Here is a 25972-nt window from a genome sequence, read left to right as displayed (position 1 = left end):
GGCAAGACCTAAGGGGTTCTAACAAAACCGCTCTTGCCTAGTCTTTGCAATGCTGCTTAACTCTCGGGCCAGCCTGGTTAGCCAACGGAAGTGTCAAGGAGGACATGATGGCGAAGCCGTTGTTGCCCGACGCGCTGTGGGAACGAATCCAGCCACACCTACCGCCCGAACGCCCCAAGCCGAAAGGAGGCCGGCCGCGTGTTCCCGATCGCGCCGCGCTGACGGGGATTCTTTTCGTGCTGAAGACCGGTTGCCCCTGGGAGTATCTTCCGAAGGAATTGGGTTGCGGAAGCGGCATGACGTGCTGGCGGCGACTCCGCGACTGGCATGCAGCCGGTGTGTGGAAGAAGATCTGGAGGCTGCTGCTGGACGAACTGGGGGCGGCCGGTCGCATCGACTGGTCAACATCGGCCATCGACAGTTGCTCCGTGCGGGCGCTTTTTGGGGGGCAAAGACCGGCCCGAATCCCACGGATCGCGGCAAGAATGGCTCGAAGCGCCATCTGATGGTCGACGGCAGCGGCACGCCTCTGGCGATTGCCCACACCGGCGCGAACTGTCACGACTCGGAGATGGCCGTTGCTCTGGTTGATGCCGTTCCTCCGATCAAACAACCTCGCGGCGCGCCGCGCAAGCGGCCCGACGAGGTGCTCGCGGATCGCGCGTATGACGCCGAGGCCAAGATTCGCAAGCCCTTGCGGAAGCGCGGCATTCGGCCGTTGATTGCCCGTCGCAACACCGAACATGGCAGTGGCCTGGGCAAGTTCCGCTACGTCGTCGAAGCCTGCTTCGATTGGCTGTTCAACTGGCGCCGTCTGCGGGTGCGTTACGAGAAACGACCGGATCTTCACGATGCGTTCCTGTTCATCGGTTGTGCCATGATCTGCTGGAACCGGGTCATGGAGTTTTGTTAGAGCCCCTAACAACCGCACGGGGTATCGCAAACGTGCCACCAGCGGTACCGGGACACAGGCGAATCGCTATTTCGACTTCCACTGATCCTCGGGACACGGGTTATCATAGGTGTTTTTCCATGTGTACGTGTAGGACCAGGACGCCACAAGATCATACGGCGTCGCGCCAGGCCAATCCTCCTTTCCAAATGGACCGCCCCAGTCCAGCGGGTTCTGAAACTTGTCTCGAACGAAGAAGTCGAGGTCGCAACTTCCCGACGAACCACTCACGACACGCTCCCCAGCGCAGCACTGTTTGCACTGTAACGTGACCTTGCACGTCCCCCGCACCTTGACTATAGAGTTTCCCATTACCGTCAGCGGATCGGTAATAGCACCCCCCGCCGCGACAGGAATGGTGAATGGCTTAACCGAAATCTCCGCGCTGGGTGAGTCCTCATGCTCACAGGAGAGTTGCGATTCCAAGCTAGGCACCATTTTCAGCTTGAGTCGCAGAAGGACTTGTGGCTTGATCGCCGCCCACCACGGTAGGAGCAGCCCTATCTGATCCAACGGCACCTCCCGCCCAAACCCAAAATAGTACCACCAGAAGAAGTCGAGCACGTCCCATTTCTGACCAAGGGGTTTCAGCCCAAAGGGATCGGTACGGTACACGGGTAAGTTGCCCACGTACCGATACAGGTTGAGATCCCCGGCGTCAAAGCCCAGCGGGTCTTCCGAAAGCCAGCGGCCGACACGCGGGTCGTACCAGCGGTTGAGGTTGTTTTGCAAGCCGGTGTCGCCGTCGAACGGCCGGGCGGTGAAGAGAAACAGAGAATCCACCGCCGGGTTGCTCTCCGACGTCACGTTGCCGAAGGCGTCGTAGACCAGGTGGTTGACCACGGTCGTGGTCCCCGTCTGCGGGTCGTACTTAGCGATGTCCCGCACCGTGTTCAGGTGGTCCGTCAACGTCCAGGCTACCAAATCCGCCGTGCCGCCGTCAACTTCTTCCTCGGCCAGAATCTGGTCCACCGCCGGGCCCCACAGGTATCGCTCTCGCAGGTGGCCGATCTGCAAATCTCCCGAGTTGGCCCGCCAGAAGTCCATCACGATCTGGTTGCCGTCGCAGGCGAACAGCCGCCGCTGGTCGGTATGCCCGTCGCCGTCGCCATCCAGCCGCTTGCGGACCCAGCGGTTCTGGTAGTCGTAGGCATGCTCCACCACCTTGTCCACCGCCGCGGCGTAGCGAGGGACGGAGGGGAAGCGATAGCGAGTAACAACATGTTGGCAAAAAAGGCGTTACGTCGCGTGGGGCGGCCCGCCCCCTTGCGGTCGCGGCTCGCAATATAACCTCGATCGTTGCTCAGCACCTATCGCGCCCCGGAATACAAACGCATCGCGGCTGGGCACGTGCTGCGGCTCGAAATATAAATTCGTCACGCCTCGGCACGCCTACCGCCTCGGCACACGCGGCCGGCGGAACACCTCACGCCTTCGAATGGATTGCGGCCCGAACAGTTCTAAGGGGTTCTAACAAAACCGCTCTTGCCTAGTCTTTGCAATGCTGCTTAACTCTCGGGCCAGCCTGGTTAGCCAACGGAAGTGTCAAGGAGGACATGATGGCGAAGCCGTTGTTGCCCGACGCGCTGTGGGAACGAATCCAGCCACACCTACCGCCCGAACGCCCCAAGCCGAAAGGAGGCCGGCCGCGTGTTCCCGATCGCGCCGCGCTGACGGGGATTCTTTTCGTGCTGAAGACCGGTTGCCCCTGGGAGTATCTTCCGAAGGAATTGGGTTGCGGAAGCGGCATGACGTGCTGGCGGCGACTCCGCGACTGGCATGCAGCCGGTGTGTGGAAGAAGATCTGGAGGCTGCTGCTGGACGAACTGGGGGCGGCCGGTCGCATCGACTGGTCAACATCGGCCATCGACAGTTGCTCCGTGCGGGCGCTTTTTGGGGGGCAAAGACCGGCCCGAATCCCACGGATCGCGGCAAGAATGGCTCGAAGCGCCATCTGATGGTCGACGGCAGCGGCACGCCTCTGGCGATTGCCCACACCGGCGCGAACTGTCACGACTCGGAGATGGCCGTTGCTCTGGTTGATGCCGTTCCTCCGATCAAACAACCTCGCGGCGCGCCGCGCAAGCGGCCCGACGAGGTGCTCGCGGATCGCGCGTATGACGCCGAGGCCAAGATTCGCAAGCCCTTGCGGAAGCGCGGCATTCGGCCGTTGATTGCCCGTCGCAACACCGAACATGGCAGTGGCCTGGGCAAGTTCCGCTACGTCGTCGAAGCCTGCTTCGATTGGCTGTTCAACTGGCGCCGTCTGCGGGTGCGTTACGAGAAACGACCGGATCTTCACGATGCGTTCCTGTTCATCGGTTGTGCCATGATCTGCTGGAACCGGGTCATGGAGTTTTGTTAGAGCCCCTAAAACCCACGGAGCAAGCTTCACGATCAAGCCGAAAAGGTACAGCGAGCCGAACGGTGTTCGGAATTCGACAAGCACCACGGAGAGACAGCCCCGCCCCGAATATCGCGCTACGGCCCTCCAAGCCAGGTTCTGTCCGCACAGCGAGGCAGATTCGAAATGGCAGCCGAAATCCACCGTCCCACCGTCAATCAAAATGATGGCTACAGTCGGGTCTGATAGATAGAGGAGAACTGTCACTCGCCCTCTCCCCCCGGGAAAGGGCGGCGAGCGTCAGCGAGCCGGGTCGAGCCGGGTGAGGGTTCATCTCCCGCGGCGCCGCGAAAGAAACGCGACCCATCCTGTTCCCCTTCACCGGATATCCCCGGGCCCCCCTGAAACAAGACATCCACGCGAACCAATGCACCTATTCCAAATGGTATAGGCGGCTGCCCCTTCGTTTCTGCTTGTACCTCGGCTGTGATGCCCGACACGGCTACCTGCAAGCCGCTGTGGTGTATGGCACAACGGCTGTCGGCATCCATGACGCGAGCAGGTGCTCCGCGTCGAGACTGCACCCCGGCTCGGTCGGTCACGGGAGTTGCTCTGCTCTCCTGCCGTAGAGGCTCACGTAAACGCCGCCAAGCAGAAGCCCCACAACAGCACCCAGCATCCAGAAGTGGAGTACCGGGAAGCTGAAAGCTCCGAACCAGGGGCCGAAAGCGAAGTAAACGAACCAGGTCCAGACGTAGCCACCAACGAGTCCGGCAATGATAGAAAGTGTCAGCCGGAGCCATGAGCGGCATCGAAGCGTGCCAAGTGCAAGGGCCACCATGCCGACGACGACCGAAAACTGAGCGAGCCAGAACGCAAATGCCCAGATGTCACCTGCACCGAAGCCCTCGTGCGATGCAACGTACACTTGCTCTGCAATGAGAGCGCTACCCGTGCAGCTTAGGCTTGCGAGAAAGAAAAGCAGCAACTTGCTGTGTCGTTTGGCCGGCGGCGTGCGATGGTCGGGAAGACTCATTCGACTTCCTTGAACAACAGTGGTCTCATTTGCAGTACGCGAGGGCGCTCTAATCCCGCCATCGCGCCGCCGACGTTAGCGAACTAATAGACTCCCGTTGGAGCAAAGACCACAACCTCCGAAGTGCCGAAATTGACCGGCGTAGTCAGGTTTCCAATGCCTGGCCCTGAACCCGCCGTCTGGTAAACGTACAAGGGTTGGGGACCATGATCAAGGAGCGCCTCATAGTCTGGGAATGAATCGTGCGTACCCTTGACGCTGACGTTGACTTTCCCGTTGCCCGTGATTCGGAAACGGAAATGCACGGTATAGTCGATGTTGGGTGCAAAACGTCCACCGAAGGGATAAGCAGCGGCGGCCGTGATGGAGATTGTGCTCTCACACGGGCCATCGGATACCGTTACGGTCTTGACCGAGGGGGCTGCTTTCTTCGAGACAACCCGCCAAGCCCAAATGTTGTTGACGTTGCCTCCGTGAAAACCGGGATCGCCTACGGGCGACCAGTTCCCACGAAAGCTCGTATCGCAGTCTGTGTTGACGTAATACTTCGTCGGCCCTTGAGTCCCGGAGGTCAGGTGGCCGATGTCGTAGGACTCGATCCACCCTTCACTGTAGAGCCGTGACGTTCCCGCTTGCCCAAACCCGCGATCATCCGTCTTGAAAAAGAACCCCACCCAGCCGCCGAGCATAGGCTCCGGCAACCAGCGACCCCCAGGCAAGTAGTCGCCGCCGAGGTGCGAGCCAATGAACGCAGCGAACTTGAAGTAGATGGGGCGAAGGCCAGCAGGATCGACGTACAGGACCGGGCAATTGCCCACGTATCGATATAGATTCCCGTCAGCTGCGGCAAACCCGATCGGGTCCTCGCTCAGCCAGCGGCCGACACGCGGGTCGTACCAGCGGTGGAGGTTGTTTTGCAGGCCGGCGTCGACGTCAAACGGCCGGGCGGTGAAGAGGAAGAGCGAGTCCACCGCCGTGTTGCTCTCCGACGTGACGCGGCCGAAGGCGTCGTAAACCAGATGGTTGGCCACGGTGGTGGTTCCCGTCTGCGGATCGTACTTGGCAATGTCCCGCACCGTGTTCAGGTGATCCGTCAGCGTCCAGGCTACCAAATCCGCCGTCCCGCCGTCAACTTCTTCCTCGGCCAGAATCTGGTCCACCGCCGGGCCCCAGAGGTAACGCTGGCGAAGATCCGAAGCCGCTACGTCCCCTGCGCCGGTATGCTGGAAATCCAAAACCACCTGGTTGCCGTCGTAGGCGAAGACTCGTTTCTGTTCGTAGTCACCGTCGCCGTTGGCATCCATCCGCCGCCGCACCAGGCGGTTCTCGTGGTCATACGAATACCGAATCACCCAATCCACGGCCGCCCCGTAACTCGCCTGATGCTGCACCTTGTATAACCGATTCCGATGGTCCCAAGTGTACTTGGTAATATCCCCGTCGCCGCTGTCGAGCTGCCCGTTCTGGTTATTATCGACAAAGCAGTACGTGCGGTTGCCCTCGGTAAAGCCACCTTGGCACTGCTTGTCCCAAGCAGTGCCACAACACTCTGCGTCCGTTTGCCAAGCAGGGGCACCCGCGCGCTCTGGTCAGGGACGGTGTGCCTGACCTACTTGGCTGGCGGGAAGTGTAACCGTCTGATGTGTTTCACCCAACCACTCCCTGTAGCCTCCGGGGCTTCAGATTCGCCCCTGCAGCTCGAATCTTCCAGCCCCGGCCACCTTGCCGGCCCCTCCCTTGAGCAAGGGTATCCGGCCCGTCCAAATCACCATCGGCCATATTCGACATACAGCCGGTTTACCTGAGCCTGTTCCCAAACGCTCAGATATTGTTCAGTTTTTTCATCCCGCCGGGCAAAAATACGAGTGGGTGTCGGGCTAGTGGGCGTCCACCACTCGGGATGGTCAAATTCCACAAACGATGTGGGATACTCACTGGTGCCGGTCAACTCATCCAACTTCCATCTCGCCACGAGGATATCGCATAACGCCCCATCTGAACAAGCAAACTCGAATAAGTGGCAATAATCGATGCCATGCCGAATTAGGTCATACCTGAGCAAACGTGCCGACTCGGGCAGTTCATCCACCAAGAGCCGATAAGGCGGCTCAGTGAGATAGCGGATCCAACGGCAGCACAGGGAACACGACACCAGAGACACAGATGCAAATGAGCATAGTATCGCGAGTCCGATCCGCAACCGAAACGCCCTCATCCAAACGGCGCGATAACCGTGTGCATTGCTTACTTTTTCGGACATGGATAAGTCTCCTTCCAAGTGAACTTCCAATACCAGGTTGCCACAAGGTCATAAGGCTTTGCAAACGGCAAGTCAATGGGCGCGAACTGGCCGCCGATGTCCAAGGGATTCTGAAACCTGTCGCGAACATGAAACCAAAGGTCGCAAGTCCCTAATGACGCACTAATCCAGAGGTCCTCATTACACCCTTTGCAGTCGATTGTCACTTCGCATGTTCCACGCACGCGTACATTCGAATGCCCCATGATGGTTAAGACGTCAAACATGCCACCACCTGAATGTACGTCGAGAACGACCGGCACAAGGTCCGAGAGGTTGACTTGTGCCTTCGTTATTCCCGACTCGCAAGAGAGCTGCGATATGAGTTTGGGTACCAGTCTGTGACGCAATTGCACTTGGACCTGGGGCTTTATCTCCTGCCACCAGGGCTGAAGCAATCCTATCTTGTGCAACGATACCTCCTGCCCGAACCCAAAATAGTACCACCAGAAGAAGTCGGGCACGTCCCATTTCTGACCAAGGGGTTTCAGCCCGTAGGGATCGGTATGGTACACGGGTGCGTTGCCTACGTACTCGCACAGATTGATGCCGGCCGCGAACCCCATCGGGTCCTCGCTCAGCCACCTTCCCACGGCGGGGTCGTACCAGCGGTTGAGGTTGTTTTGCAGGCCGGTGTCGGCATCGAACGGCCGGGCGGTGAAGAGAAAGAGCGAGTCCACCGCCGGGTCGGTCTCGCTCGTCACGTTGCCGAAGGCGTCGTAGACCAGGTGGTTGACCACGGTGGTGGTCCCCGTCTGCGGGTCGTACTTAGCGATGTCCCGCACCGTGTTCAGGTGGTCCGTCAACGTCCATTGGACCGAATCCGCCGTCCCGCCGTCAACTTCTTCCTCGGCCAGAATCTGGTCCACCGCCGGGCCCCACAGGTATCGCTCTCGCAGGTGGCCGATCTGCATGTTGCCCGAGTTGGCCCGCCAGAAGTCCATCACGATCTGGTTGCCGTCGTAAACGAAGAGCCGCCGCTGGTCGGTATGCCCGTCGCCGTCGGCATCCAGCCGCTTGCGGACCCAGCGGTTCTGGTAGTCGTAGGCATACTCCACCACCTTGTCCACCGCCGCGGCGTAGCCGGGCCGGTGCTCGACCTTCACCAGCCGGTTGCGGTGGTCCCAGGTGTACTGGGTGATGTCGGTATCGCCGCTGTCGAGCCGGCCGTTCTGGTTGGTGTCGATGAACCGGTGCGTGCGGTTCCCCTCGGCATCGTACTGGTAGCGGTAGGTGCCGTCGGAGAGGAGCTGGTTATTGGCACCGGTGGTGTACGTGCTGCCGTTGGCGAGCACCCGGTTGCCGTTGGCATCGTAAGTGTAGCTTTCGTCGCTTTGGTAGTCGTAGTCGGCGGCGGTCAGTTGCCCGGTGGCGTCGCTGGTATAGTCGGCCGTGCCGTCCACCGAGTTGACGTACTGCGTCATCCGCCCGGCGGCGTCGAAGGACCAGCCGTAGTCCACGAAGGTGGTCTGGCCGCGGTGGTGGACCAGGTCGGTCAGTCGCCCGGCCAGGTCGTGGCCGTAGTCGCTTTGGGCCACAAGCTGGGTGCCGGCCAGGTCGGCGTAGCGGGTGAGACCGGCGAGCCGGCCGGGGGTTGCTAGATCTTGGTCCGGGAAGGATCGGCGCCGGTTCCGGCCGAGTTCGGGATCAAATGGACGGCCGTCGCCTTGACCACGGCGGTGACCGACAAGCCCGGGCGGATCGCCAGCTCTTCGTACGCCGGCCGTGTGATGCAGGCCAGCAGGGGGAATCCCGCGTCCAATTGCACGCACAGCAGCGGGCTGCCCGGCCGCACGGATAGGACGCGGCTGGGAAGGCGGTTGCGGGCACTGCTGGTAACGTTGTCGTCGCGTTCCAGAATGACATCCTCGCCGCGAATGCTGACGAGAACGTCCTCAGAAAGGCCGGGCGATGCCAGCGCGGTCAGCCGGGTCGAGCCGACCTGGACCGTGGCCAGCCCGTCCTGGAATTCAAGGATTCGACCGGGCTGAAGTGTTTCCACGCCCAGAAAGCGGGCCACTTGCGGAGCGACGGGGCGGAGATAGACATCCGCGCTTTGTCCCTGCTGTACGACGCGGCCGTCCACGAGTACGGTCAAGCGGTCGGCCAGGAAATAGGCTTCGGCCAAGTCGTGCGTAACCATGAGGACGGTCAATCGCCGCTCCCGGATGAGATCGCGGAGCAGCCACCACAATTCGCGCTTCAGGCTTTCGTTGAGCGAAGCGAACGGCTCGTCCAAGAGGAGCACGCGCGGGCGACTGACCAGCGCGCGAACCAATCCCACGCGCTGGCGCTCGCCGCCGGACAGCGTGTGGGGTTGCCGATGCAAGAGGGGCGCCAGGCCCGTTGCCCGCACCAGTTGATCCAGCAGGGGCTCGAACTCGGCGGCGGGCAGCCGCCTTGCGCGAGCGCCGTAAAGGAGATTCCGTCGGACATCGAGATGCGGAAACAGGCCGGTTTGTTGCGGCAAGTAACCCAGCTCGCGGCGTTCGATGGGAAGCCTGGTGATGTCGCGGCCGGCGAGGAGGATGCGTCCGCACTGCGGCTTTAGGAGGCCCAACACCGCGTTGAGGAGCGTGGATTTTCCGGCCCCGGACGGCCCGATCAGGGCGTGGCATTCGCCTTCGGCAACCGACAGATGGACGTCGCGGAGGCGAAAGCTCCCGACGGCGGTGGTCAACGATTCAATCCGGAGCATGGGCCGCCCCTCCCAGCAGCCGCCGCGTGGCAAACAAGGCGGTCAGGCCGATGATGACCAGAATCAGGATCAAGGCCGCGGTCCCTTCGATATCCGCGCCGGCCAATCGCATGTAGATCGCGATCGGCAGCGTCTCGGTCCGCATGGCCATGGTGCCGGCGACCATGATGGTGGCGCCGAATTCGCCCAGGGCCTTGGCCCAGGCCAGCACGAAGGCCGCGATCAGGCCGCGACGTACCAGCGGCAGCGTGACCGTGGTCCAAACGTACCAAGGCGGCGCGCCCAACGTTCGAGCGACGGTCTCCAACTCGACCGGCACTTCATCGAAGGAAGTTTTGAGGACTCGCACCGCCACGCCCAACACGGTCACGAATTGGGCCAGCACGATGCCTGCCACGCTGAAGACGAAGTGGACCAGACGTCCCTGAATCCACGCCCCGAGCGGATTGTTGAAGAAGATCAACAACATGGCCCCCAGCGCCGCGGGCGAAACGATGATGGGGAACTCCAGCAGCGTATCGACCAATTCCCGGCCGAAAAAGCGATAGCGCGACAAGGCGTAGGCGGCGGGTGCGGCGAGCAGCAGGGCGGGCGCGGCGGCCAAGGTCGCCGAGATCAGCGACAATCGCACCGAGAACAGCGTCCGCTGCGAGCGCAGCGTCGCCGCCACCGTGCCGGCGTCGAGAAACCAGGCCAGCGAAACGATCAGGCCGCCGTACAAAAGCAGGATTGCGAGGGCGGCGGCAATGGTCGAACGTCGCAAGCTCATGAACCGCTTTACTCCGCCATCCACGCTTTGGGAACCGAGTATTCTCCGCCCACCGGCTTTTCCTCGCCGAGCCAACGGAAGGCCTCTTCGGCCGTGCCGAAGTAGTGATGCTTGGCGAAGAGCCGCCTGCCCTCCGGACCGGCCAAAAAGTCGATGAACCGTTCCGCCGCGGCGCGGTCCTTGGTGAACGCGGCAACGGCCGCGGGAATATAGCCGACGCGAGGAATTTGCGACTTATCCAGCGGTATCGTTTCGATCCGTTGCGGGTCCCAATGCTCGAAGACGCTCCATCCGATAACGGCGTCGGCCATCTTGAGCGCGACGGCAGTCGCGGTCTTCTCGCAGCTTTCCGTGTAATTCAGGAGATTGCGCCGGAAGGCGATCTTTTCCTCGTCCGAAAACGCGCGCTCAATGATCTCCACCGCATAGGCGCCGACGCACACGCCCGCGGGATCGGCGATGGCGACCTTCACGCCCGGCCGCGTCAGGTCGCGCAGCTCGCGGATGTTAAGGGGATTGCCTTTTTGCACGTTGATAGCCGGAACAAGATACACCAAAATCCTCTCACTATCGGCGAACACCAAGCCGTCGCGTTTCGCAAGCTCCATATAATCGGAGGAGCCGGGGAAGTAAACATCGCCTTCGCGCATCAGCTTCATTTGAGAAAGGACGTAGCCGGAACCGCCGAAGACCAACTCCACCCGGACGCCGGTCTGACGCCGGTAGAGCTCCGCGGCCTCCTCGGCGACCGGCTTGGACGCCGCTCCCGCGAACACCAAGAGCCGGGCAGGCTCGCCTTGCCGAGGCGCGCAACCGAATCCGAGCACGATCAGCGCGAGTAGCGAGATAATCGAAAAGGACGTCTTCATGGTCGCTTTCTCGTCTGCCGCACGGAAGAACCGAGGCTCAGTCCGTCCGGCCGAGCCTTACGGGACCGAAAAGCCCCGAAGGCATCAGAGCGGTATCGGCCGTGAGCTTACGGATATTGGTCCGCGTTAGTCGTTCGTCCGCGGGCAGCGCGGCGTCGCCGATGATTCGGTTCGGCCAGAAATTGACGACCTCGATGCGGACCCGGTTCTTGCCCGGGCGGACCGCCTGGGTAGCCGTGTGGAGCGGGTCTCCTTCGAGTGGAAACGGTGAAAGGCCACTGGGCGGTAACGATCAAGTTCACGCGGCGGGCCGCGCAGCGCCGTCTGCTGCAATCGGTTGTTAGGTCTCCATCTTTTTATGGTTCGATGCCAATCAGGACAAGCGGGACGCCTGGGACTCCTCGGCCCTGGCGAACGACGTTGTAGAACTCGCCCTCATAATAGGCAACACCGGAACTCATTTGGCTCTGGAGCGACTTCATCGGAAGTATTTCGACTCCAACGTCAATTTGGTCGCCCACGTAAAAAGCCAGGTGTTTGACGAAGAGGTCATACGCCACGAAGGCATACTTTCCAAATTGAATCTCAACAGCCACGCGATCCTTAACGAAGTCCGTTTGGTTGTAGCTGTAAATTGCCTTCTCGCCTGCCGTTTCAATCTCTCTTTTCTGCTCCTCGGGGGGCATCGTCAGCGTTTTCCGGATCAGCTTCTCGCTCCGTGTGACCCAGTAGCTCACCCGGTTCTCTTGCCACGCCTTTTCGCGAAGGAGACGTTTGAAAGCTGCATTCATATCAATCGGGCTGAACAGACGCTTCCCTTTCATCGTCTTTTCTTTGGACACCTTCGTGTGACATTCATTGGCATCCACCGCGGAGATTACGTCTCGTATTTCCTCCCAAAGGGTTGGCTTGTGCACCAGAAGAAACTCAAGCCCGTTAAGGTGGGAGTACGTCTCAGCAATCTTCATCGTTTTCTCCCGTATCTCGGGCTTGTCTCGAAGAGCGTCATCTGCTTGGTCTCCTTCTTCCAGGGGGCGACAGTGAGGCTGTTCCCTCCTTCAACAGGGTCATAGACGGGCCTGTCCATAGGGCGAGTCCGCAGAGTCCCCTCCAACTCCTGTTGAATCCTCTCTTGTGCGAGCTTCACGTACTTGGGGACGATCTCAGCACCGGCGCCTCGGCGGCGATGCCGAATGGCGGCGATGACGGTGGTTCCAGTCCCAAGGAATGGATCGAGGACCCAATCTTCCTCGTTTGTGAGGGAGAGCACTAACCGTTCAATCAACTCCACCGGGAATTGACAAGGGTGCTCAGTCTTCTCGACATGGTTGCTCTTGACGTTCGGAATTACCCAGAGGTCGCCTGGATTTTTACCCAGGGGGTTACAGGAATACTGTCCGGCCTTTGGACCTTTGAAGTGCTTCTTTCCTGGGTATTTTTGAGGTACCCGCACTGCGTCAAGATTGAAGACGTAGTCCTCGGACTTGGTAAACCAGATAATCGTTTCATATCGTCCGGAGAAGCGGCGGCTGCAGTGGAGCCCGTGCTCGAAATGCCAGATGATACGATTACGCATCCTAAGCCCGAGCCCGGAGAAGATGGGATAGAGAACCGTGTCAAGGGGGATGATCGCTCCACGGTCGACGTAATTTCCGACCTGCCAGCAAATACTGCCTCGGGGGGACAACACGCGCGCACACTCAGCAATGACCTGAGCCTGTTGGCGAAGGTAGATCTCGAGATGGAGTCTCTTCTCATACTCCTTGCCGATGTTATAAGGCGGTGATGTGACGATGAGGTGAATCGAGTCATCGGGGATAGTCTGGAGTAGCGCAACGCAGTCACCAGGGTAGACCACGATGGATTCCGAAAGGTCGAATTTGTCGGAGATCGTGGTCTTGGGGCCGAACAAAGATCGATCGCGTCCGTTCATCCCACTTCTCTCAACTTGTCGTTCTCGTGAGGCGTAACTTGATCTTGGAATGACCATCGCATCAGGCTCTAGATTGCAGGCGTGCAGCCCAACGCGCGTAAGGCCGGTCGTCATAAGTCGCAGTGTAGTCGTCGCTAGTCAGATTGTCGCGCGTCTCGCTGCGTGCCAGGCTGTTTCAGCCTAGCGCTCATCAGGACGCCGTGTCAAGGCGTCTGTGGGACCGCGAACGCCGCACCCCAGCCCGGTTCAATATTCCTCGCGCAGCCAAGGCGATTTTTCATCGTGCCCAGCCGTGTGTCAGCCGGCCTGCACATGGCAGACTGCAGTGAATCCGGAGTATGACAGCCTTGCCGTTTTGCGGGCCTGCTTGGCGGTTCACGCCCCCCCTTGTGTGCATAATTTTACGAGAGGCCCGGTTGTTCGCCTAGCAGGCCGCATGACCGACGAAACCCCATTGAGGTGGGGCCCGTGTCGTTCGCCCCGGTGCGATTCCCGCTTGGGGATGAGGCGTCGGCCGAGCTGCGGCGCGTCGCAAGCGATTGTCTGGTAGCCGGTTACGAAAAACGGCGGCCCGCGTTTATGAATCCGGCCTGCTCTGGGAAATATGTGGATAGGAGGGGCGAGCGATGGGCTCGCTCGTGGTGGTGCCTGTGTCAGGGCAAGGACGAAACATGCGAATCGGATTGACCTTCGACGAGTTCGTGGAATTGCGGGTCAAGCCGCCAGCGGGAACGGATGCCGTCTTTGTTCAGGCGGCCGGGCCCGTGACGCGGACCTCGGACCAGACCAGCTTCTTTCCGGCGTCATCGGCGGAAACGACAGGCCCTCCCAGATTCCAACCGCTCTGAATATTGAGGCTCATTTCCAGCCCCAAGCGATCGGCCTCCCGCAACGTGTGTTTGAACAATTCCCTCCACTCAGGTGAGAAGAAGTCCGGCCCGTGCGGTGCTCGCTCGTTTCCGTCCTGGCTGGAGCCGTCGGCGTCGCAGATCAATGCTCCGCCGAAGCCCTGCGACTTCATCTCTTCCAAATCCCGCGTGACAGCCTCCGGTGTGACGCAGCCGTTCAGCCACCACCAATAAGCGCGGAGGCGTGCCTCGCGGGGCGGCGACTCCCAGCCGGCATCCAGGGACTGCGCCGCGGTGAAACTTGCCGGCAACAGCAAAAGGATCAGACTCAGACCGACAGGTCGCGCGGCTCGTTTCATCGATGGCATCCTCCATGCGGAAATAAAGCCCCCGGGCCGTGCCCAAGCCGAAACATACCGTGAAAAACGCCGGCGCCGGCGGAAGCTCGCGAAAGCGCCGTGCAGCAAACCCTCATTATACGGAAGGGTTCCGCCCGCACGCGACACGGCAAGGCCGAGCAGGAATGTTCCAGTCGCGGAGCCCGGCCGGTGCATCGGCCCGCCGGACCGAGGCGAAAAAAAGAGGCGGGGCGGAATTTCCGCGGCGATGGAGCGGACTTGCAAACGGCCCCAGCCGCGAAAGCCGCGCGATGCCCCGGTTACTCGACGGCCTCCCACGCCGTTTGCCCGTAGGCCTCGATGGTCTGCGTCAGGGCCTCGAGCCGGTAGCAGTCGCCGATGCCGACGGATACGGAGCGCATGAAGCCGGTGAGCTGTGCGGCTTCGGTGCCGGCCACCCAGCGCTCGACGGGATGGATCATGCCGATCAGCTCCGGAGTCACGCCCACGCCCTCGTCGCCCGTCCAACGCGTAAAATAGGGGGCCTGATGCAGCCACCAGAGCGGATAGCGGGCCTTCATCAGTCCGATGCGACGCAATACCTCGGCGTTTTGGGTGTCGGCCAGAAAGCGGAGGACCTCGGGGCACGCGTCGAGGAAGATCCAGCAATCGCCCGGAAAGCTGCCCCGGTTGCGAGGCTCTTGAAATCGGGCGAAGCGGGTCCGCGACAAGCGTGCCGCGATCCGCGCCACGTCCCGGCCCGCGTCGAAGTCGGCGGTCAAGGCCTCCGTCGCTCGGCGGAGCGTCGGCTCGTCGCCGAACCTCCGGGCCAGACGGGCGACGGCGATATGGGCGCTCATTTGGCCGTATAGAATCGGCTCGTTCTCGATCCCTTCCAAGTAGCGGGCCTTGATGCGATCCCAGTACCGCTCCAGGGTCTTCCAATCCCCGCTGCGATCGCCGTACAGCCACAAGCCGTAGAGCACGTGCAACGTCGGCGACGTGCCGTATTCGGAGATATAGCGACCCTCCGTGACCAGACGGCCGTGCAAGGCCCGGGGGGCGCCGTCCGCCGGCCCCAAAATCCCGGGCCGATAGGGCGCGTGCTTCGAATCCGCCAGCGTCTCGGCGACGTATTTTCGCACGGCCGATTGTTGCGATTCCGTCAAATGGGGATAGGCGTAGGCCAAGGTCGTGATCGTCCGACCGCGCTCGTAGTACAGCCAATAGGCTTCGTGGGGCACGTCGGCATAGCTCAACCGCAGCGGCGCGAGCAGGCCCGCCTTCAGAATCCGATCCACTTCCTCGCGCAATTCGGCCCGCAACGCGGCGGTCGCCTCGGGGTCGATATTCGTAACGCGCGGCGTTTGCCAAAGATAGTCGTCATAGTCCGCCGACTGCAATGCGGCGCCGGATAGAACTACGCCGTAGATCACACAGTAAGTAAGGAACATGATAGAAGTATCCTCATGGTGATCGCGCGGTTTCCACGCAGGTAACGGCGAATTCTTCGGTGAAGAAGAGCTTTCCGTCGGCCACCGCCGGGGCCGTGCGGCCCGAGGGCGCGGGCGGCGTCGACGGAACGCGGACGGCGTCGCCGTCGCCTTGGGCGTAGTTGACGGGCGAGTGCCATCCGCCGCCGTCCCACCGCCGATAGATCGCCGAGATGCGGTGGTGCTGCGAGGTTTGCAGATCGATGACGCTGGTGCCGCGGAAATTCTGCCGCAGATACAAGTACCGCCCGCCGGTGCTCATGGCGTACAGGTTGTCGGTCTCGGTGGTTTGATCGGCATGGCGGCCGTTGTCGATGAGGATGCGGTCGCCGTTGCGAAGATCCAGGGCGCTGATGTCGGTGGTGAAGTTCGTTCCGAAGCCGCACTTGCGGATGACGGTGCCGTAACCGGAGGCCCACCACAAGAGCGGCCGACCCCGCTCATCGAGGGCCGGCGGATTGGGCGGCATGCCGCAGCCCTCGGTGACGCCGGTGGCGATGATATAGTCCTTCTTCAGGTCCTCCGCCCGCAACGCGAAGTGCGTTTCCCAGACCTTGCCCGGCCCGCTCAGCCAGCGGCGGAGGGCGGCCTGTTCGGCGGCCACGTCGGGATAGCCGGGCTTGAGTTGCGGGTCCCAGCCCACCGTTCCAAAGGCGGAATCCTTCCCGGCCAGGATCGGGTCATTCACATACTCGCTCCCCACGCAAATCAGCGGCACGGTGGTGAAGATCACGCGCTCGGCGACCGCCACCGGCCAGAGGAGCCGAAAACTCTGGCCCATCAGCCGTTCACTGCGAGCCAAGACCCGGCCGGAGGCGGCGTCCAGCGCCACGGCCTCCATGGCTTCCGTGCCGACATAGACCCTGCCGTTCGCGACGCACAACCCGCCTTGAATCGGTGCGCCTAAGTATTCGCTTTTCCAAACCTCTTGTCCGTCTTTCAGTCGCAGGGCATAGACTCGGCCCGATTGGCTCGGCGTGTAGAGGATGTCTCCCACCAAAGCCGGTGCGCTGGTGACGGCCTTGCCGGAGTCGTATTTCCAAAGCTCGCGGCCGGTCGCGGCGTCCCAGGCCGTGACGTAACCCGTCGTCGAGGCGAAGGCGACCACGTCTTCCGTGGCCGCGCCGGACCAGAGCGAGCCGCCGGGGTTCGCCGCCGTCCATAACGTGGCGCCGTCGTCGCTGCGCAGGGCATATACGGCTCCTTGGCAGTCCGCCACGAAGACGCGGCCGCCCACGCAGATCGGTTGCATGGACCCGGCGAAGCAGAACGGCAAGCGGTCGGGCATGGGGTATCTCTTCCCCTCCCCGCCGGCCAGGTCGTCGTCCCAACCGGCCGCCCGCTTCGATTCGCGATTGCGGAGAATATGCTCCGGTCCGAACCAGATCCAGCGGGCGCGGTACGGGGGAGGTACCTCGATCTCGGATCGCCCATGGCGCTCGGCGGTACGCTGCAATTGCGGCCAATCTTCCGCCCTTGCATGAGAAGGCGCCGAAGCGACCGGCGAGGCCTGAGGTGAGGGCGGGTCGGCGGATCGGCCGTCCGCGCAGCACCAGCCGCTCACGATGCACGCCCCCCACAAGACGACTGCGGCGGATCGGTTTGTTGTTCGAAGTCCCATCGTAGCCCTCGCCATCGCGAAACCGCTTGCGGCCGTGCCCGCACAACCCGTGGCTATTTTAGTCCGCCCGCCCGCCGCCGATCCAGCAACGGCTCGGACGTCCACGGCGAATCCGTCATCAGCATCGCCCAGGGAGATGGGACGCGTGCGATTCCCGAGTATTGCGACCGACGGCGATCCCGGCGCGGTTCGAGGCTTGATGAATCCTTGGCGATTTGGCAAAATATGCAACATGAGCGCGGGAAAACGCGAAATCGGTACGCGTCTCGGCGGCGATCTCTACGTTTTCCCGGCCGTTCCATTTTTTCCGGGAGCGAGGTTTCATGGCCGACCGACTTGATCGACGCAGCGTGCTTTCGTCCTTGGGGCTGTTTTCCGGCGGCGTTCTGGTCGCGGGATCCGTTCAGAGTCTGGGGGACTCGCCGGGAGGCTCGGCGACGTCCGGCGTCGGGGTATCGGGGCGGCCCGAGGTCCCGGCCGGGAGGCCGGCGGCGTGGAAGTACCTCGCCCTCGACCCGGAGGAACTCGCGGATCGGGCCTACGCCATGTACCCCAACGGGTCGTGCATGTACTCCATGGTCGGCTCCGTGATGACGGCCTTGGCTGAAAAGGTGGGCGAGCCGTTTGCTTCGTTCCCTTACGGCATGATGCGTTACGGCCACGGCGGGGTCGGCGGTTGGGGCTCGCTCTGCGGCGTCGTGAATGGCGCGGCCGCCATCATCTCGCTGTTCCATCAGGACGACGAGGAGGCTCGCAACAAGCTGATCGGCCGCTTTAACCTGTGGTTCGAATCGACGCCGCTTCCGACGTATCAACCGAAGAATTCACCAACGGCCATGGAGGTGCCTGCCGCCGCCCCGCGCTCCATCCTGTGCCACATTTCGGTGTCGGAGTGGTGCAAGGCCTCGGGATATCCGGCATTCTCCAAAGAAAAAAGCGAACGATGCCGCCGCGTGACCGCCGACGGGGCGCGAATGCTGGCCATCCTATTGAATGAGGCCCAGACCCAGTCTTATCACAACTTGCTCGATGTCTCGTCCACGGCCAAGGATTGCAATTCCTGCCACGGAAAGACGCAACTGGCGGACGCGATGGTGAAGATGGAGTGCGGGTCCTGTCACCATCTGCCGGCCTCGCACCCGTCGGAAACGATCCACAGCCGCTAGGCTTGCGCACGATGGCGGCGATGGGGGACGCTAGTGTAGTGTCTCACTCAGATGGGGCCTTATCCAGTGCGGCGCGGGCGCGACGGACTTTGGCGAGGATCGCCTCGGCCTTGGCCGTCCACGTGAAGCCCTTGGGATTGGCATTGTGATCGGCAATGTATTCATAGATCGCCCGTTCCAACTGCCGAACGCTCTTGAAGACGCCGCGGCGAATGCGGCGATCCGTGATGTCGCGAAACCAGCGTTCGACCAGATTCAGCCAGGAACTACTCGTCGGCGTGAAGTGGATGTGAAAGCGTTGGTGCCGTGCCAGCCACCGCTGCACCTTCGGATGCTTGTGCGTGGCGTAGTTGTCCACGATCAAATGCAAGTCGAGTTCGGGCGGCGTCTCCGCATCGATCTTCTTGAGAAACTTCAACCATTCCTGATGGCGATGTCGCGGCATGCACTCGGCGATGACCTTGCCTTCAGCCACCTCGATGGCCGCAAACAGCGTCGTCGTCCCGTGGCGTTTGTAGTCGTGCGTCAGCGTACCCAACCGGCCGGGATACAGCGGCAAACTTTTCTGCGTGCGATCGAGCGCCTGAATCTGGCTCTTCTCGTCGCAGGAGAGCACCAAGGCGTGTTCGGGCGGGTTGAGGTACAGGCCTACGAGGTCCACGACCTTTTCGACAAACCGCGGATCGTTGGAGACCTTGAAGGTCTTCACCAAGTGCGGCTTCAAGCCGTGGTCACGCCAAATGCGATGCACAGTCGCCTTGCTTACCCCCACGGCCTTCGCCATCGAGCGGGTCGACCAGTGCGTGGCGTTGGCGGGCTTCTCCTGCGTCGTCTTGCGGAGGATCTCCGCCTCCTTCGCGGCGCGGACCTTCGGTCTGCGACCGCCGCGCGGCTTGTCCTTGTCGAGGCCCGCCAGACCCGCCTCCAGGAAGCGGGTCCGCCACGTTCCCACCGTGCGACGCGTGCAGCCGAGTTCGGCGGCAATCTCGTCGTTACGCTTGCCCGCCGCCGCGGCCAGGACGATCTTGGCACGCAACACCACGCGTGCCGGCGTGCTCCGACCCCGCGACCATTTCGTCAGCGTCGTTCGTTCCGCGTCACTCAACTCGATGGCTTTCGCAACTCGCATGGCGTCATCCTCCTCGGTCTGAGAGTGAGACGCCGGCGGCCATGGATAAGTTCCCTCAATTACAAGACACTACACTAGCGCAGCGTACCATCGTCGGCTCCGGTTAGCATCTGAGCCTCGGGCGTCAGCCCGAGGTCGAATCGCCCGACGACGTACGGCGTGGGAAACTGATGCGCAAGAATTCACCACCAGCTCACGCTGGTGGCTCGGTTAGCACCTGAGCCTCGGGCGTGAGCCCGAGGTGGAAATGCTGGCGAACTCGCGAGCCTCGGGCGTGAGCCCGAGGTGGAAATGCGCGACGACGTACGGCGTGGGAAACTGATGCGCAAGAATTCACCACCAGCTCACGCTGGTGGCTCGGTTAGCACCTGAGCCTCGGGCGTCAGCCCGAGGTGGAAGCGCCCGACGGCGTACGGCGTGGGAAACTGACGCGCAAGAATTCACCACCAGCTCACGCTGGTGGCTCGGCTAGCACCTGAGCCTCGGGCGTAAGCCCGAGGTGGGAATGCCCGACGGCGTACGGCGTGGGAAACTGATGCGCAAGAATTCACCACCAGCTTACGCTGGTGGCTCGATTAGCATCCGAGCCTCGGGCGTCAGCCCGAGGTGCAACGAGGAACCGCCCCTTGTTCGCCCTGCCGATCCGTTATAATGCCTCGCGTCGGTCGGGGGATCGGCGGCGAGGTCTTTCGTCGCGCGAGGTTGCTTCCCCACGTGGATCGAACGGGAGGTTCCAGGGCATGATCGAGCTGGGATTTCACACGGACAATTGGCGGCCGCTCAGCAAGAGCTTTGAATTCGCGGTGGAAAAGGGGGCCGAACTGGGATTGAAGCACGTCGAATTCGCGGTGATTCACGGCCAAGACTTCATCCAAGAGATGGGATACGATCCGGCCGTCTCCCTGCAAAGCAACCCCCGCGCCCTCCGCCGCTACCTCGAATCCAAGGGGATGAGCGTATCGCAGATCGACGGTTCTTTCCCGTTGATGGGGCCGCGAGGCACGATTTACGGCGTTCAGTACGTGCAGCAGACCATCCGTTTCGCGGCGGAAGTAGGTTGTCCCATCGTCGATACCACGGACGGCGCGGCCACCGTGCCGGGCATGACCCGGGACGAAGTCTTTCGTATCACGTGCGAGAATTACCGGCACTGCCTGAGCTGGGCCGAGGACTACGGCATCATCTTGGCCGTCGAGCCGCACGGGCCGTACACCAACGACATGGATTTCATGCGGCGGCTGTTCGAGCACTTCGAGTCGGAATATCTGCGATTCAATCTCGACACGGGCAACAGCTTCATCGCGGGGCTGGACCCGCTCGAATACTGTAAGGCGTTCCGCAAATACCTGGTGCACCTGCATGTCAAGGATGTGGCCCCGGACTTGGCCGCCGAGGCCAGGGGCAAGGACACGGGCATCGGCATGTCGTTCGTGCCGGTGGGCGGCGGCGTCAACGCCGAGAATATTCGCCGGGTATTCGCCTACCTCAAGGAGACGGACTGGAGCGGCGCGGTCTCCATCGAATGCCTGGGAACGGACGAATTCATGCGGAAAAGTGTTGATTTCATGCGGTCCTTGGTGTAAACCGAATACCGGATCGGCCGCGACTCGCGGACCTGGCGCGCCGGAAAGCAAGGGAGGAACGATCGATGTTCGAGCAGACGCATCGCAGGGGCTTCGTGGCAAGGACGGCGGCTTGGACCGCGGCTTCGTTGGCGGCCGGGATGGGCATCCCCGCCGCGCCCGCGAATGCGCAAGACGGCGCCGACTCCGCGGCGGGAACGGCGACCGCGACCCTGCCGCGGGGCAAGATCAAGAATTTAGAGGTCAGCCGCTTGCTGCTGGGCGGCAATCTCCTTACCCACTACACGCACAGTCGCGACCTCCGCTACGTCTACAGCCTTGCTCGCGAGTACAACACCGACGAAAAAATCTTGCAGACCTTGGCCGTCGCCGAAGCCAACGGGATCAACACGCTGATCATCCACTACGTGCCGCATGCGATCGAGCTGCTGCAAGAGCATCGCCGTCGCGGCGGCAAGATGCAATGGATCACCTGCACGGCCCATGCCATGGTCAGCGGCGGTCTGGACGCCTTCAAGCAGCAAATCGACGCCCTGGTCGCGGCGGGAACGAACGCCTTGTACATCTCCGGCGTGGAGGGCGATCACGCCTGCGGCTTCATGAACGACATTTCCGGACCCGAGGCGGAAGATCGCGTGGGAGCACCGCGGATCGAGATGCTGGCGCAGGCGTTGGAATACGCCAAGCAGTTCGGGTTGCCGGTGGGGATCGGCGGGCACCGCATGGGCGTGGTGGAAGATTGCGAGAAGGCGGGCTTGGACAACGATTTCTACATGGTCACCTTCCACCACCTCAAGTATCCCACCGCCAAGCTGAACTACGATTCGCGATGGTGCGCTCGGCCCGACGAATTGGCCGCCCTGATGCAAAGCGTCCGCAAACCGTGGATCGCATTCAAGGTGATGGCGGCGGGCGCCATTCCCCCGCAAAACGCCTTTCGTCACGCCTACGGGAACGGGGCGGATTTCATCGTGGCCGGCATGTTCGACTTCGAAATCGCCCAGGACGCCGCGCTGGCCGCCCAAATCATCGCCGAAACGCAAAACCGCTCGCGGCCCTGGTGTGCATAGCGCGCGAAGGGTGAGAGGGCGGAAGGAACTCAGAACGGACCGCTCGGTCGTGGAACCTACGGAGGAGCAACCGATGATGCTGCGATCGTGGATGGGTTGGGGTTTGTGCGTCTGCGCGGCCGTGATCGTGACGGGCCGGGCCGTCGCAGCCGAGGAATCCGCCGCCTCGTCGCGGGCCGAGGCCGAGGTCGTATTCGCGGATGATTTCCGCGGCGCGGAGCTGGAAAAAGGCTGGCGCTGGATCCGCGAGCACGAAGGTTATTGGCGTCTGCGGGAGGGCGGCCTGGAAATCCGCGCCGAGCCCGGCTTGGCGGAGACCGTTCGCAACGCCCTCGTTCGGCCGCTGCCGGATCGCGACCGGGCCAAACTGATCGTCGAGGTCGCCGTATCCAATGCGGTTCCGCCCACCGAGCAGTACGAGCAAGGCGGGATAACGCTCTACAACGACGGGAAACCGGTCTTCAAGTTGGTAAAGGAACGCATCGACGGCGGGCTGTATATCATCCCCGGACGCGTGCCGCTGGAAGGCAATCGCGTCGTCTTGCGGCTGATCCTGACCGCCGACCGCTTTACGGCCCAATTCCGGCCCGAAGGGGAAAAAGAGTTCCGAACCGCAGCGGTAGGACCGTTGCCGGCGCCCAAGAACGACGAAATCAGCATCCAGTGCTATCACGGGCCGACGGACGCGGAGCACTGGATCCGATTCGAGGGTTTCCGCATTTTGCGGGCGACGCCGTGAACCGATGCGAGGGGTAAGATTCGGGATGGACTTGTCGGGCGGGACGGGTGCCGGGGAACGCGGCAACGTCTTCGCCCGGTAGTGGTGAAACGGGACGTGGGGATTCGCATGAGCGCCGTTCGCCTTGGGCTCAAGGTCGCGGGCGGCGACGCGCTTGGTGTTCTTTCCGGGAGGGAAACGACATGGCTCAACGAATCGGTTTGCCGACCGTGTCCGGCTGCGGCTGCTGCTTGTCGCGGCGTCGATTTTTGGAGTTCTCGGCGGGGTGCGCGGCCTGTGCCGCCTTGGGCGGAGCCACACGCCGGGCCTTGGCGGAATCCGGTTCCGCCGCATCCAAGATGCGATTGCGGGTACTCTACTCGCTGCACGGCCCGGTCCAGCAGCAACCGGACTGGCCGAACGTGGGTTTCGACTTCCGCCCGGTGATGCAGAAGATCGAGAGCGTCCTCAAGGAAGGGTGCCCCGACTTCGAGTTCCTGCCCGCCATGGCCAACGGTCCCGAGGCGGCCGCCAAGATCATCGAGCAGGACCAAGCCGAGGGCATCGACGGCTACATCGTCTATCAGATGAACTGCTGGAACCGCGTCGTGCAATCGGCGGCGGCGACGGGCAAGCCCACGCTGTACCTCGATTTCCAATTCGCGGGCAGCGGCGGATTCCTGGTCTATACGGCGGGCTTCTTGCGGCAGAACGCCCCGAACGTGGCCTTCATGGGGTCGTCCGACTGGGAAGATCACGTGGCGGCCGTTCGCTGCTTCCGCCTGGTGAAGGAGGGGAAAGGGGGCAGCGATTTCGCGGCCGCCGTGGCCCGAGTCCGTCGCGAAAGGACGCCGGCCCCCGGCGACATGACGTGCCTTGCCGACGCGGTCGCCGTGCTCTCCGTCGAAGAGACCCTCCGCCGGCTTAAGGAGACCAAGATCTTGGCGGTGGGCGGCGGTTGGCCGGGAATCATCGAGCCTCTGCAAAAGGAGTTGGGGATTCCGGTCGAGTCGGTGGCCTTCGAGGAATTGAACGCGGCTTGGGAAAAAGCGGATAAGGACGAGGCGGCCGCCCTGGCCGACATGTGGAAGAAGTCGGCCGCCGTGATCGAGGACGTCTCGCCCGAAACGCTGCAAGCCTCCGCCGCCATGTATTTGGCCGAAAAGGCGGTCCTCCAGGCCCACAACGCCAACGCCATCACGATCAATTGCTTGGGCGGCTTCTACGGCGGGCACATCCACGCGTACCCCTGCTTGGGTTTCCATCAATTGAACAATGAGAGCTTGATCGGGGCCTGCGAGTGCGACCTCCGCTCCACCGCCACCATGGTCCTCATGACCACCATGACCCAGGGACGCCCCGGCTTCATTTCCGATCCGGTCGTCGATACCGCCAAACGGCAAATCATCTATGCCCACTGCGTGGCCTCGAACAAGCCGTTCGGCCCGCAAGGCCCGGCCAACCCCTTCCAGATCCTCACGCATTCCGAGGATCGCCAGGGGGCGTCGGTTCGCTCCTTGATGCCCGAGGGCTACATGACGACGACCCTGGAGATCGCGCCCGAACGCAAGACGATCCTGTTCCACCAAGCCAAGAGCGTCGGCAACTCGCTGGAGGATCGGGCGTGCCGCACCAAGCTGTGCGGGGAACCGGTGGGCGATATCGAGAAGCTGTTCCGCGAATGGGATCAGTGGGGTTGGCACCGCGTGACGTTCTACGGCGACCTGAAAGAGCCGGTCTTCGCCCTGGCGGACGCCTTGGGCTGGCAAGTGCTGCAAGAGGCCTGATGTGCCGCGGCAGGGGCAGGGGGCTCGGCGGCCGTGCCTGCGGTCGAGACGGGGCCGACCTCTTCGCCGCACGGGCACTTTGCAGCCGGAAATCGCCCGGGATCAATCCGGACGCGCCGCATTTGAGCCGGGAGGGGTATAAGCCAGCAGGGTCGCCCCCTCCCGGCCTGAGTTTTCCCACGCCCGGGCTTCGCATACGGCGGGAACCAGCACCGTGGAACCTAAGGCGAAGCGGTAACGGTCTTGCGCCGTGTGGAGCTCGGCCTCGCCGCGGATGACGGTCCACACGGACATTCCGCCGCGAAAGATTGTCAGGTCCGTGCGATCGCCCGGCCGCAGACGAATGCGGTGGATGCGAAAGAACGGGGATTCCAGCAATACGGCGTGTCCCGAGGCGGGGGCCTCGTCCCTGCGGACATTGCGCGGCCCGGCGGTCCAGTCCACGGCGGCCAGGCCGGCCTCGCGATGCAGCGGTCGCGGTTTGCCGTCGGGGCCGGTCCGGTTCCAATCGAAGAGCCGCAGCGTGGCGTCGCTGGGCTGTTGGATTTCGGCCAGCAGGACGCCCCCGCCCGCCGCATGCACGGTCCCCGCACTCAGATAGATGCTGTCGCCCGGCCGGGGATGAAACCCGAACAGGCAGCGTTCCACGGCGTCCTCGTCCAAAGCCTGCCGCAGCGCTGCGGCATCGATCCCGGGGAGCAGGCCCGTGTAGAGCACGGACCCCGGTTCGGCATGGAGGACGACCCAGGCCTCGTTCTTGCCGCGTTCGCCGGGACAGAAGCGGTCGGCCGCGGCATCGTCCGGGTGCACCTGCACGGAGAGAAAGTCTTCGCAGTCCAGAAACTTGACCAGCCAGGGGAAGGCCTCGGGAGGGGAAGTGACGTTTCCCCAGATTTGCTCGGCGTGTCGCCGCCACAACTCGTCCAGTGCGGTGCCCGCCCACGGACCTTGGGCAACCACGGAAACGTGCAGGGGATGGCCGCTGATTTCCCACGATTCACCGTATTGCCCCTCCGGCGGAAGCGGCTTGTTCAGACACGCGGCAAGCCGCCTGCCGCCCCAGATTTGCGGCCGAAAGAAGGGATGAAAAACGATCGGTTCCATTCCACGGTCTCGAAGTTGCGGATTGCGGCCGGTCGGCCCTTCGATCATACAACATTGTAGGTCATGCTTTCGACCGGGTGCCGATTCGCGGCTTCGAGGGGGGCGGTTGCCGAGTTTTCGGGGTTGCGCGATCGCATGGTGCGGCGGGTTGGGGAAGGGGCTGCAACAGTGTGGCATGGCGCGATCGTTTTGTGCTATCATGAAGTCCGAGGTCG

22 protein-coding genes are annotated in these 25972 nt (G+C 62.4%); 7 read left to right on the top strand and 15 right to left on the bottom strand.

The features are described 5' to 3' along the window. The first annotated feature begins 107 nt into the window (after positions 1 to 107). A protein-coding gene (locus ACZ5B4_RS12215) for an IS5 family transposase (RefSeq protein WP_464913989.1) occupies positions 108 to 913 on the top strand; the annotation gives its coding sequence in 2 pieces (ribosomal slippage) (positions 108 to 453 and positions 453 to 913; 807 coding nt in all). Between the two features lie 66 nt (positions 914 to 979). Here ACZ5B4_RS12215 and ACZ5B4_RS12210 read toward each other — a convergent pair. Then, positions 980 to 2116 carry an RHS repeat domain-containing protein gene (locus ACZ5B4_RS12210; RefSeq protein ID WP_464911509.1) on the bottom strand — a complete coding sequence of 379 codons (1137 nt, stop codon included), beginning with the start codon at positions 2114 to 2116 and terminating at the stop codon, positions 980 to 982. Positions 2117 to 2511: 395 nt separating this feature from the next. Between ACZ5B4_RS12210 and ACZ5B4_RS12205 the strand changes: the two genes are divergently transcribed. Continuing rightward, positions 2512 to 3317 (top strand): IS5 family transposase gene (locus tag ACZ5B4_RS12205; protein ID WP_464913989.1). Its coding sequence is split into 2 segments (ribosomal slippage): positions 2512 to 2857 and positions 2857 to 3317, totalling 807 coding nucleotides; the frame shifts between segments, so codons are not numbered across the junction. A 577-nt stretch (positions 3318 to 3894) separates the two neighbouring features. Here ACZ5B4_RS12205 and ACZ5B4_RS12200 read toward each other — a convergent pair. The 12 genes from ACZ5B4_RS12200 to ACZ5B4_RS12145 form a co-directional block, all read right to left on the bottom strand. Continuing rightward, positions 3895 to 4332 carry a hypothetical protein gene (locus ACZ5B4_RS12200; RefSeq protein WP_464911508.1) on the bottom strand — a complete coding sequence of 146 codons (438 nt, stop codon included), beginning with the start codon at positions 4330 to 4332 and terminating at the stop codon, positions 3895 to 3897. An 83-nt stretch (positions 4333 to 4415) separates the two neighbouring features. Further along, positions 4416 to 5723, bottom strand: coding sequence for an RHS repeat-associated core domain-containing protein (locus ACZ5B4_RS12195; RefSeq protein ID WP_464911507.1), 1308 nt, complete (start codon positions 5721 to 5723; stop codon positions 4416 to 4418). A gap of 374 nt (positions 5724 to 6097) precedes the next feature. Continuing rightward, complete coding sequence (locus ACZ5B4_RS12190) at positions 6098 to 6592, bottom strand: hypothetical protein (protein WP_460182196.1); 495 nt, start codon at positions 6590 to 6592, stop codon at positions 6098 to 6100. Further along, positions 6577 to 8169: an RHS repeat domain-containing protein gene (locus ACZ5B4_RS12185; RefSeq protein WP_464911506.1), complete on the bottom strand. Its 1593-nt coding sequence runs from the start codon at positions 8167 to 8169 to the stop codon at positions 6577 to 6579. Before ACZ5B4_RS12185 ends, ACZ5B4_RS12190 begins: the two co-directional genes overlap by 16 nt. 59 nt (positions 8170 to 8228) lie before the next feature. Next, positions 8229 to 9329: an ABC transporter ATP-binding protein gene (locus ACZ5B4_RS12180; protein ID WP_464911505.1), complete on the bottom strand. Its 1101-nt coding sequence runs from the start codon at positions 9327 to 9329 to the stop codon at positions 8229 to 8231. Beyond that, positions 9316 to 10098: an ABC transporter permease gene (locus ACZ5B4_RS12175; RefSeq protein WP_464911504.1), complete on the bottom strand. Its 783-nt coding sequence runs from the start codon at positions 10096 to 10098 to the stop codon at positions 9316 to 9318. Before ACZ5B4_RS12175 ends, ACZ5B4_RS12180 begins: the two co-directional genes overlap by 14 nt. Positions 10099 to 10106: 8 nt before the next feature. Continuing rightward, entirely contained in the window at positions 10107 to 10967 is an 861-nt protein-coding gene (locus ACZ5B4_RS12170; protein ID WP_464911503.1) for a molybdate ABC transporter substrate-binding protein, read from the bottom strand. 356 nt (positions 10968 to 11323) lie between these two features. Further along, positions 11324 to 11935 (bottom strand): BglII/BstYI family type II restriction endonuclease, encoded by a 612-nt coding sequence (locus tag ACZ5B4_RS12165; RefSeq protein WP_464911502.1) that lies wholly within the window; start codon positions 11933 to 11935, stop codon positions 11324 to 11326. Then, positions 11932 to 12900: a DNA-methyltransferase gene (locus ACZ5B4_RS12160; protein ID WP_464911501.1), complete on the bottom strand. Its 969-nt coding sequence runs from the start codon at positions 12898 to 12900 to the stop codon at positions 11932 to 11934. Before ACZ5B4_RS12160 ends, ACZ5B4_RS12165 begins: the two co-directional genes overlap by 4 nt. Before the next feature lie 748 nt (positions 12901 to 13648). Then, entirely contained in the window at positions 13649 to 14107 is a 459-nt protein-coding gene (locus tag ACZ5B4_RS12155) for a glycosyl hydrolase (protein ID WP_464911500.1), read from the bottom strand. Between the two features lie 299 nt (positions 14108 to 14406). Continuing rightward, on the bottom strand, positions 14407 to 15540 hold the full coding sequence (locus tag ACZ5B4_RS12150) for a hypothetical protein (protein ID WP_464911499.1): 1134 nt from the start codon (positions 15538 to 15540) through the stop codon (positions 14407 to 14409). 13 nt (positions 15541 to 15553) lie between these two features. Beyond that, complete coding sequence (locus ACZ5B4_RS12145; protein WP_464911498.1) at positions 15554 to 17200, bottom strand: outer membrane protein assembly factor BamB family protein; 1647 nt, start codon at positions 17198 to 17200, stop codon at positions 15554 to 15556. A 323-nt stretch (positions 17201 to 17523) separates the two neighbouring features. On the opposite strand from ACZ5B4_RS12145, the gene ACZ5B4_RS12140 reads away from it, so the two are divergent. After that, entirely contained in the window at positions 17524 to 18366 is an 843-nt protein-coding gene (locus tag ACZ5B4_RS12140; protein ID WP_464911497.1) for a C-GCAxxG-C-C family (seleno)protein, read from the top strand. A gap of 43 nt (positions 18367 to 18409) precedes the next feature. On the opposite strand, the gene ACZ5B4_RS12135 is transcribed toward ACZ5B4_RS12140, so the two are convergent. Further along, the gene (locus ACZ5B4_RS12135; RefSeq protein ID WP_464911496.1) at positions 18410 to 19495 is read right to left on the bottom strand and encodes an IS630 family transposase; all 1086 of its coding nucleotides are present in this window, start codon (positions 19493 to 19495) and stop codon (positions 18410 to 18412) included. 740 nt (positions 19496 to 20235) lie between these two features. Between ACZ5B4_RS12135 and ACZ5B4_RS12130 the strand changes: the two genes are divergently transcribed. The 4 genes from ACZ5B4_RS12130 to ACZ5B4_RS12115 all read left to right on the top strand — a co-directional run bounded on the left by ACZ5B4_RS12130 (position 20236) and on the right by ACZ5B4_RS12115 (position 24653). After that, on the top strand, positions 20236 to 21078 hold the full coding sequence (locus ACZ5B4_RS12130) for a sugar phosphate isomerase/epimerase family protein (RefSeq protein ID WP_464911495.1): 843 nt from the start codon (positions 20236 to 20238) through the stop codon (positions 21076 to 21078). Between the two features lie 65 nt (positions 21079 to 21143). Continuing rightward, complete coding sequence (locus ACZ5B4_RS12125) at positions 21144 to 22148, top strand: hypothetical protein (RefSeq protein WP_464911494.1); 1005 nt, start codon at positions 21144 to 21146, stop codon at positions 22146 to 22148. 73 nt (positions 22149 to 22221) lie between these two features. Next, the gene (locus tag ACZ5B4_RS12120) at positions 22222 to 22887 is read left to right on the top strand and encodes a DUF1349 domain-containing protein (RefSeq protein ID WP_464911493.1); all 666 of its coding nucleotides are present in this window, start codon (positions 22222 to 22224) and stop codon (positions 22885 to 22887) included. 182 nt (positions 22888 to 23069) lie between these two features. Next, positions 23070 to 24653, top strand: a complete 1584-nt coding sequence (locus ACZ5B4_RS12115) for a hypothetical protein (protein ID WP_464911492.1) — start codon at positions 23070 to 23072, stop codon at positions 24651 to 24653. Between the two features lie 102 nt (positions 24654 to 24755). Here ACZ5B4_RS12115 and ACZ5B4_RS12110 read toward each other — a convergent pair whose 3' ends face one another. After that, the gene (locus tag ACZ5B4_RS12110; protein ID WP_464911491.1) at positions 24756 to 25757 is read right to left on the bottom strand and encodes a type I phosphomannose isomerase catalytic subunit; all 1002 of its coding nucleotides are present in this window, start codon (positions 25755 to 25757) and stop codon (positions 24756 to 24758) included. Positions 25758 to 25972: the final 215 nt, after the last annotated feature.

It is taken from the genome of Thermogutta hypogea, from assembly GCF_055386265.1.
This window is presented reverse-complemented; position numbering and strand designations above follow the sequence as displayed.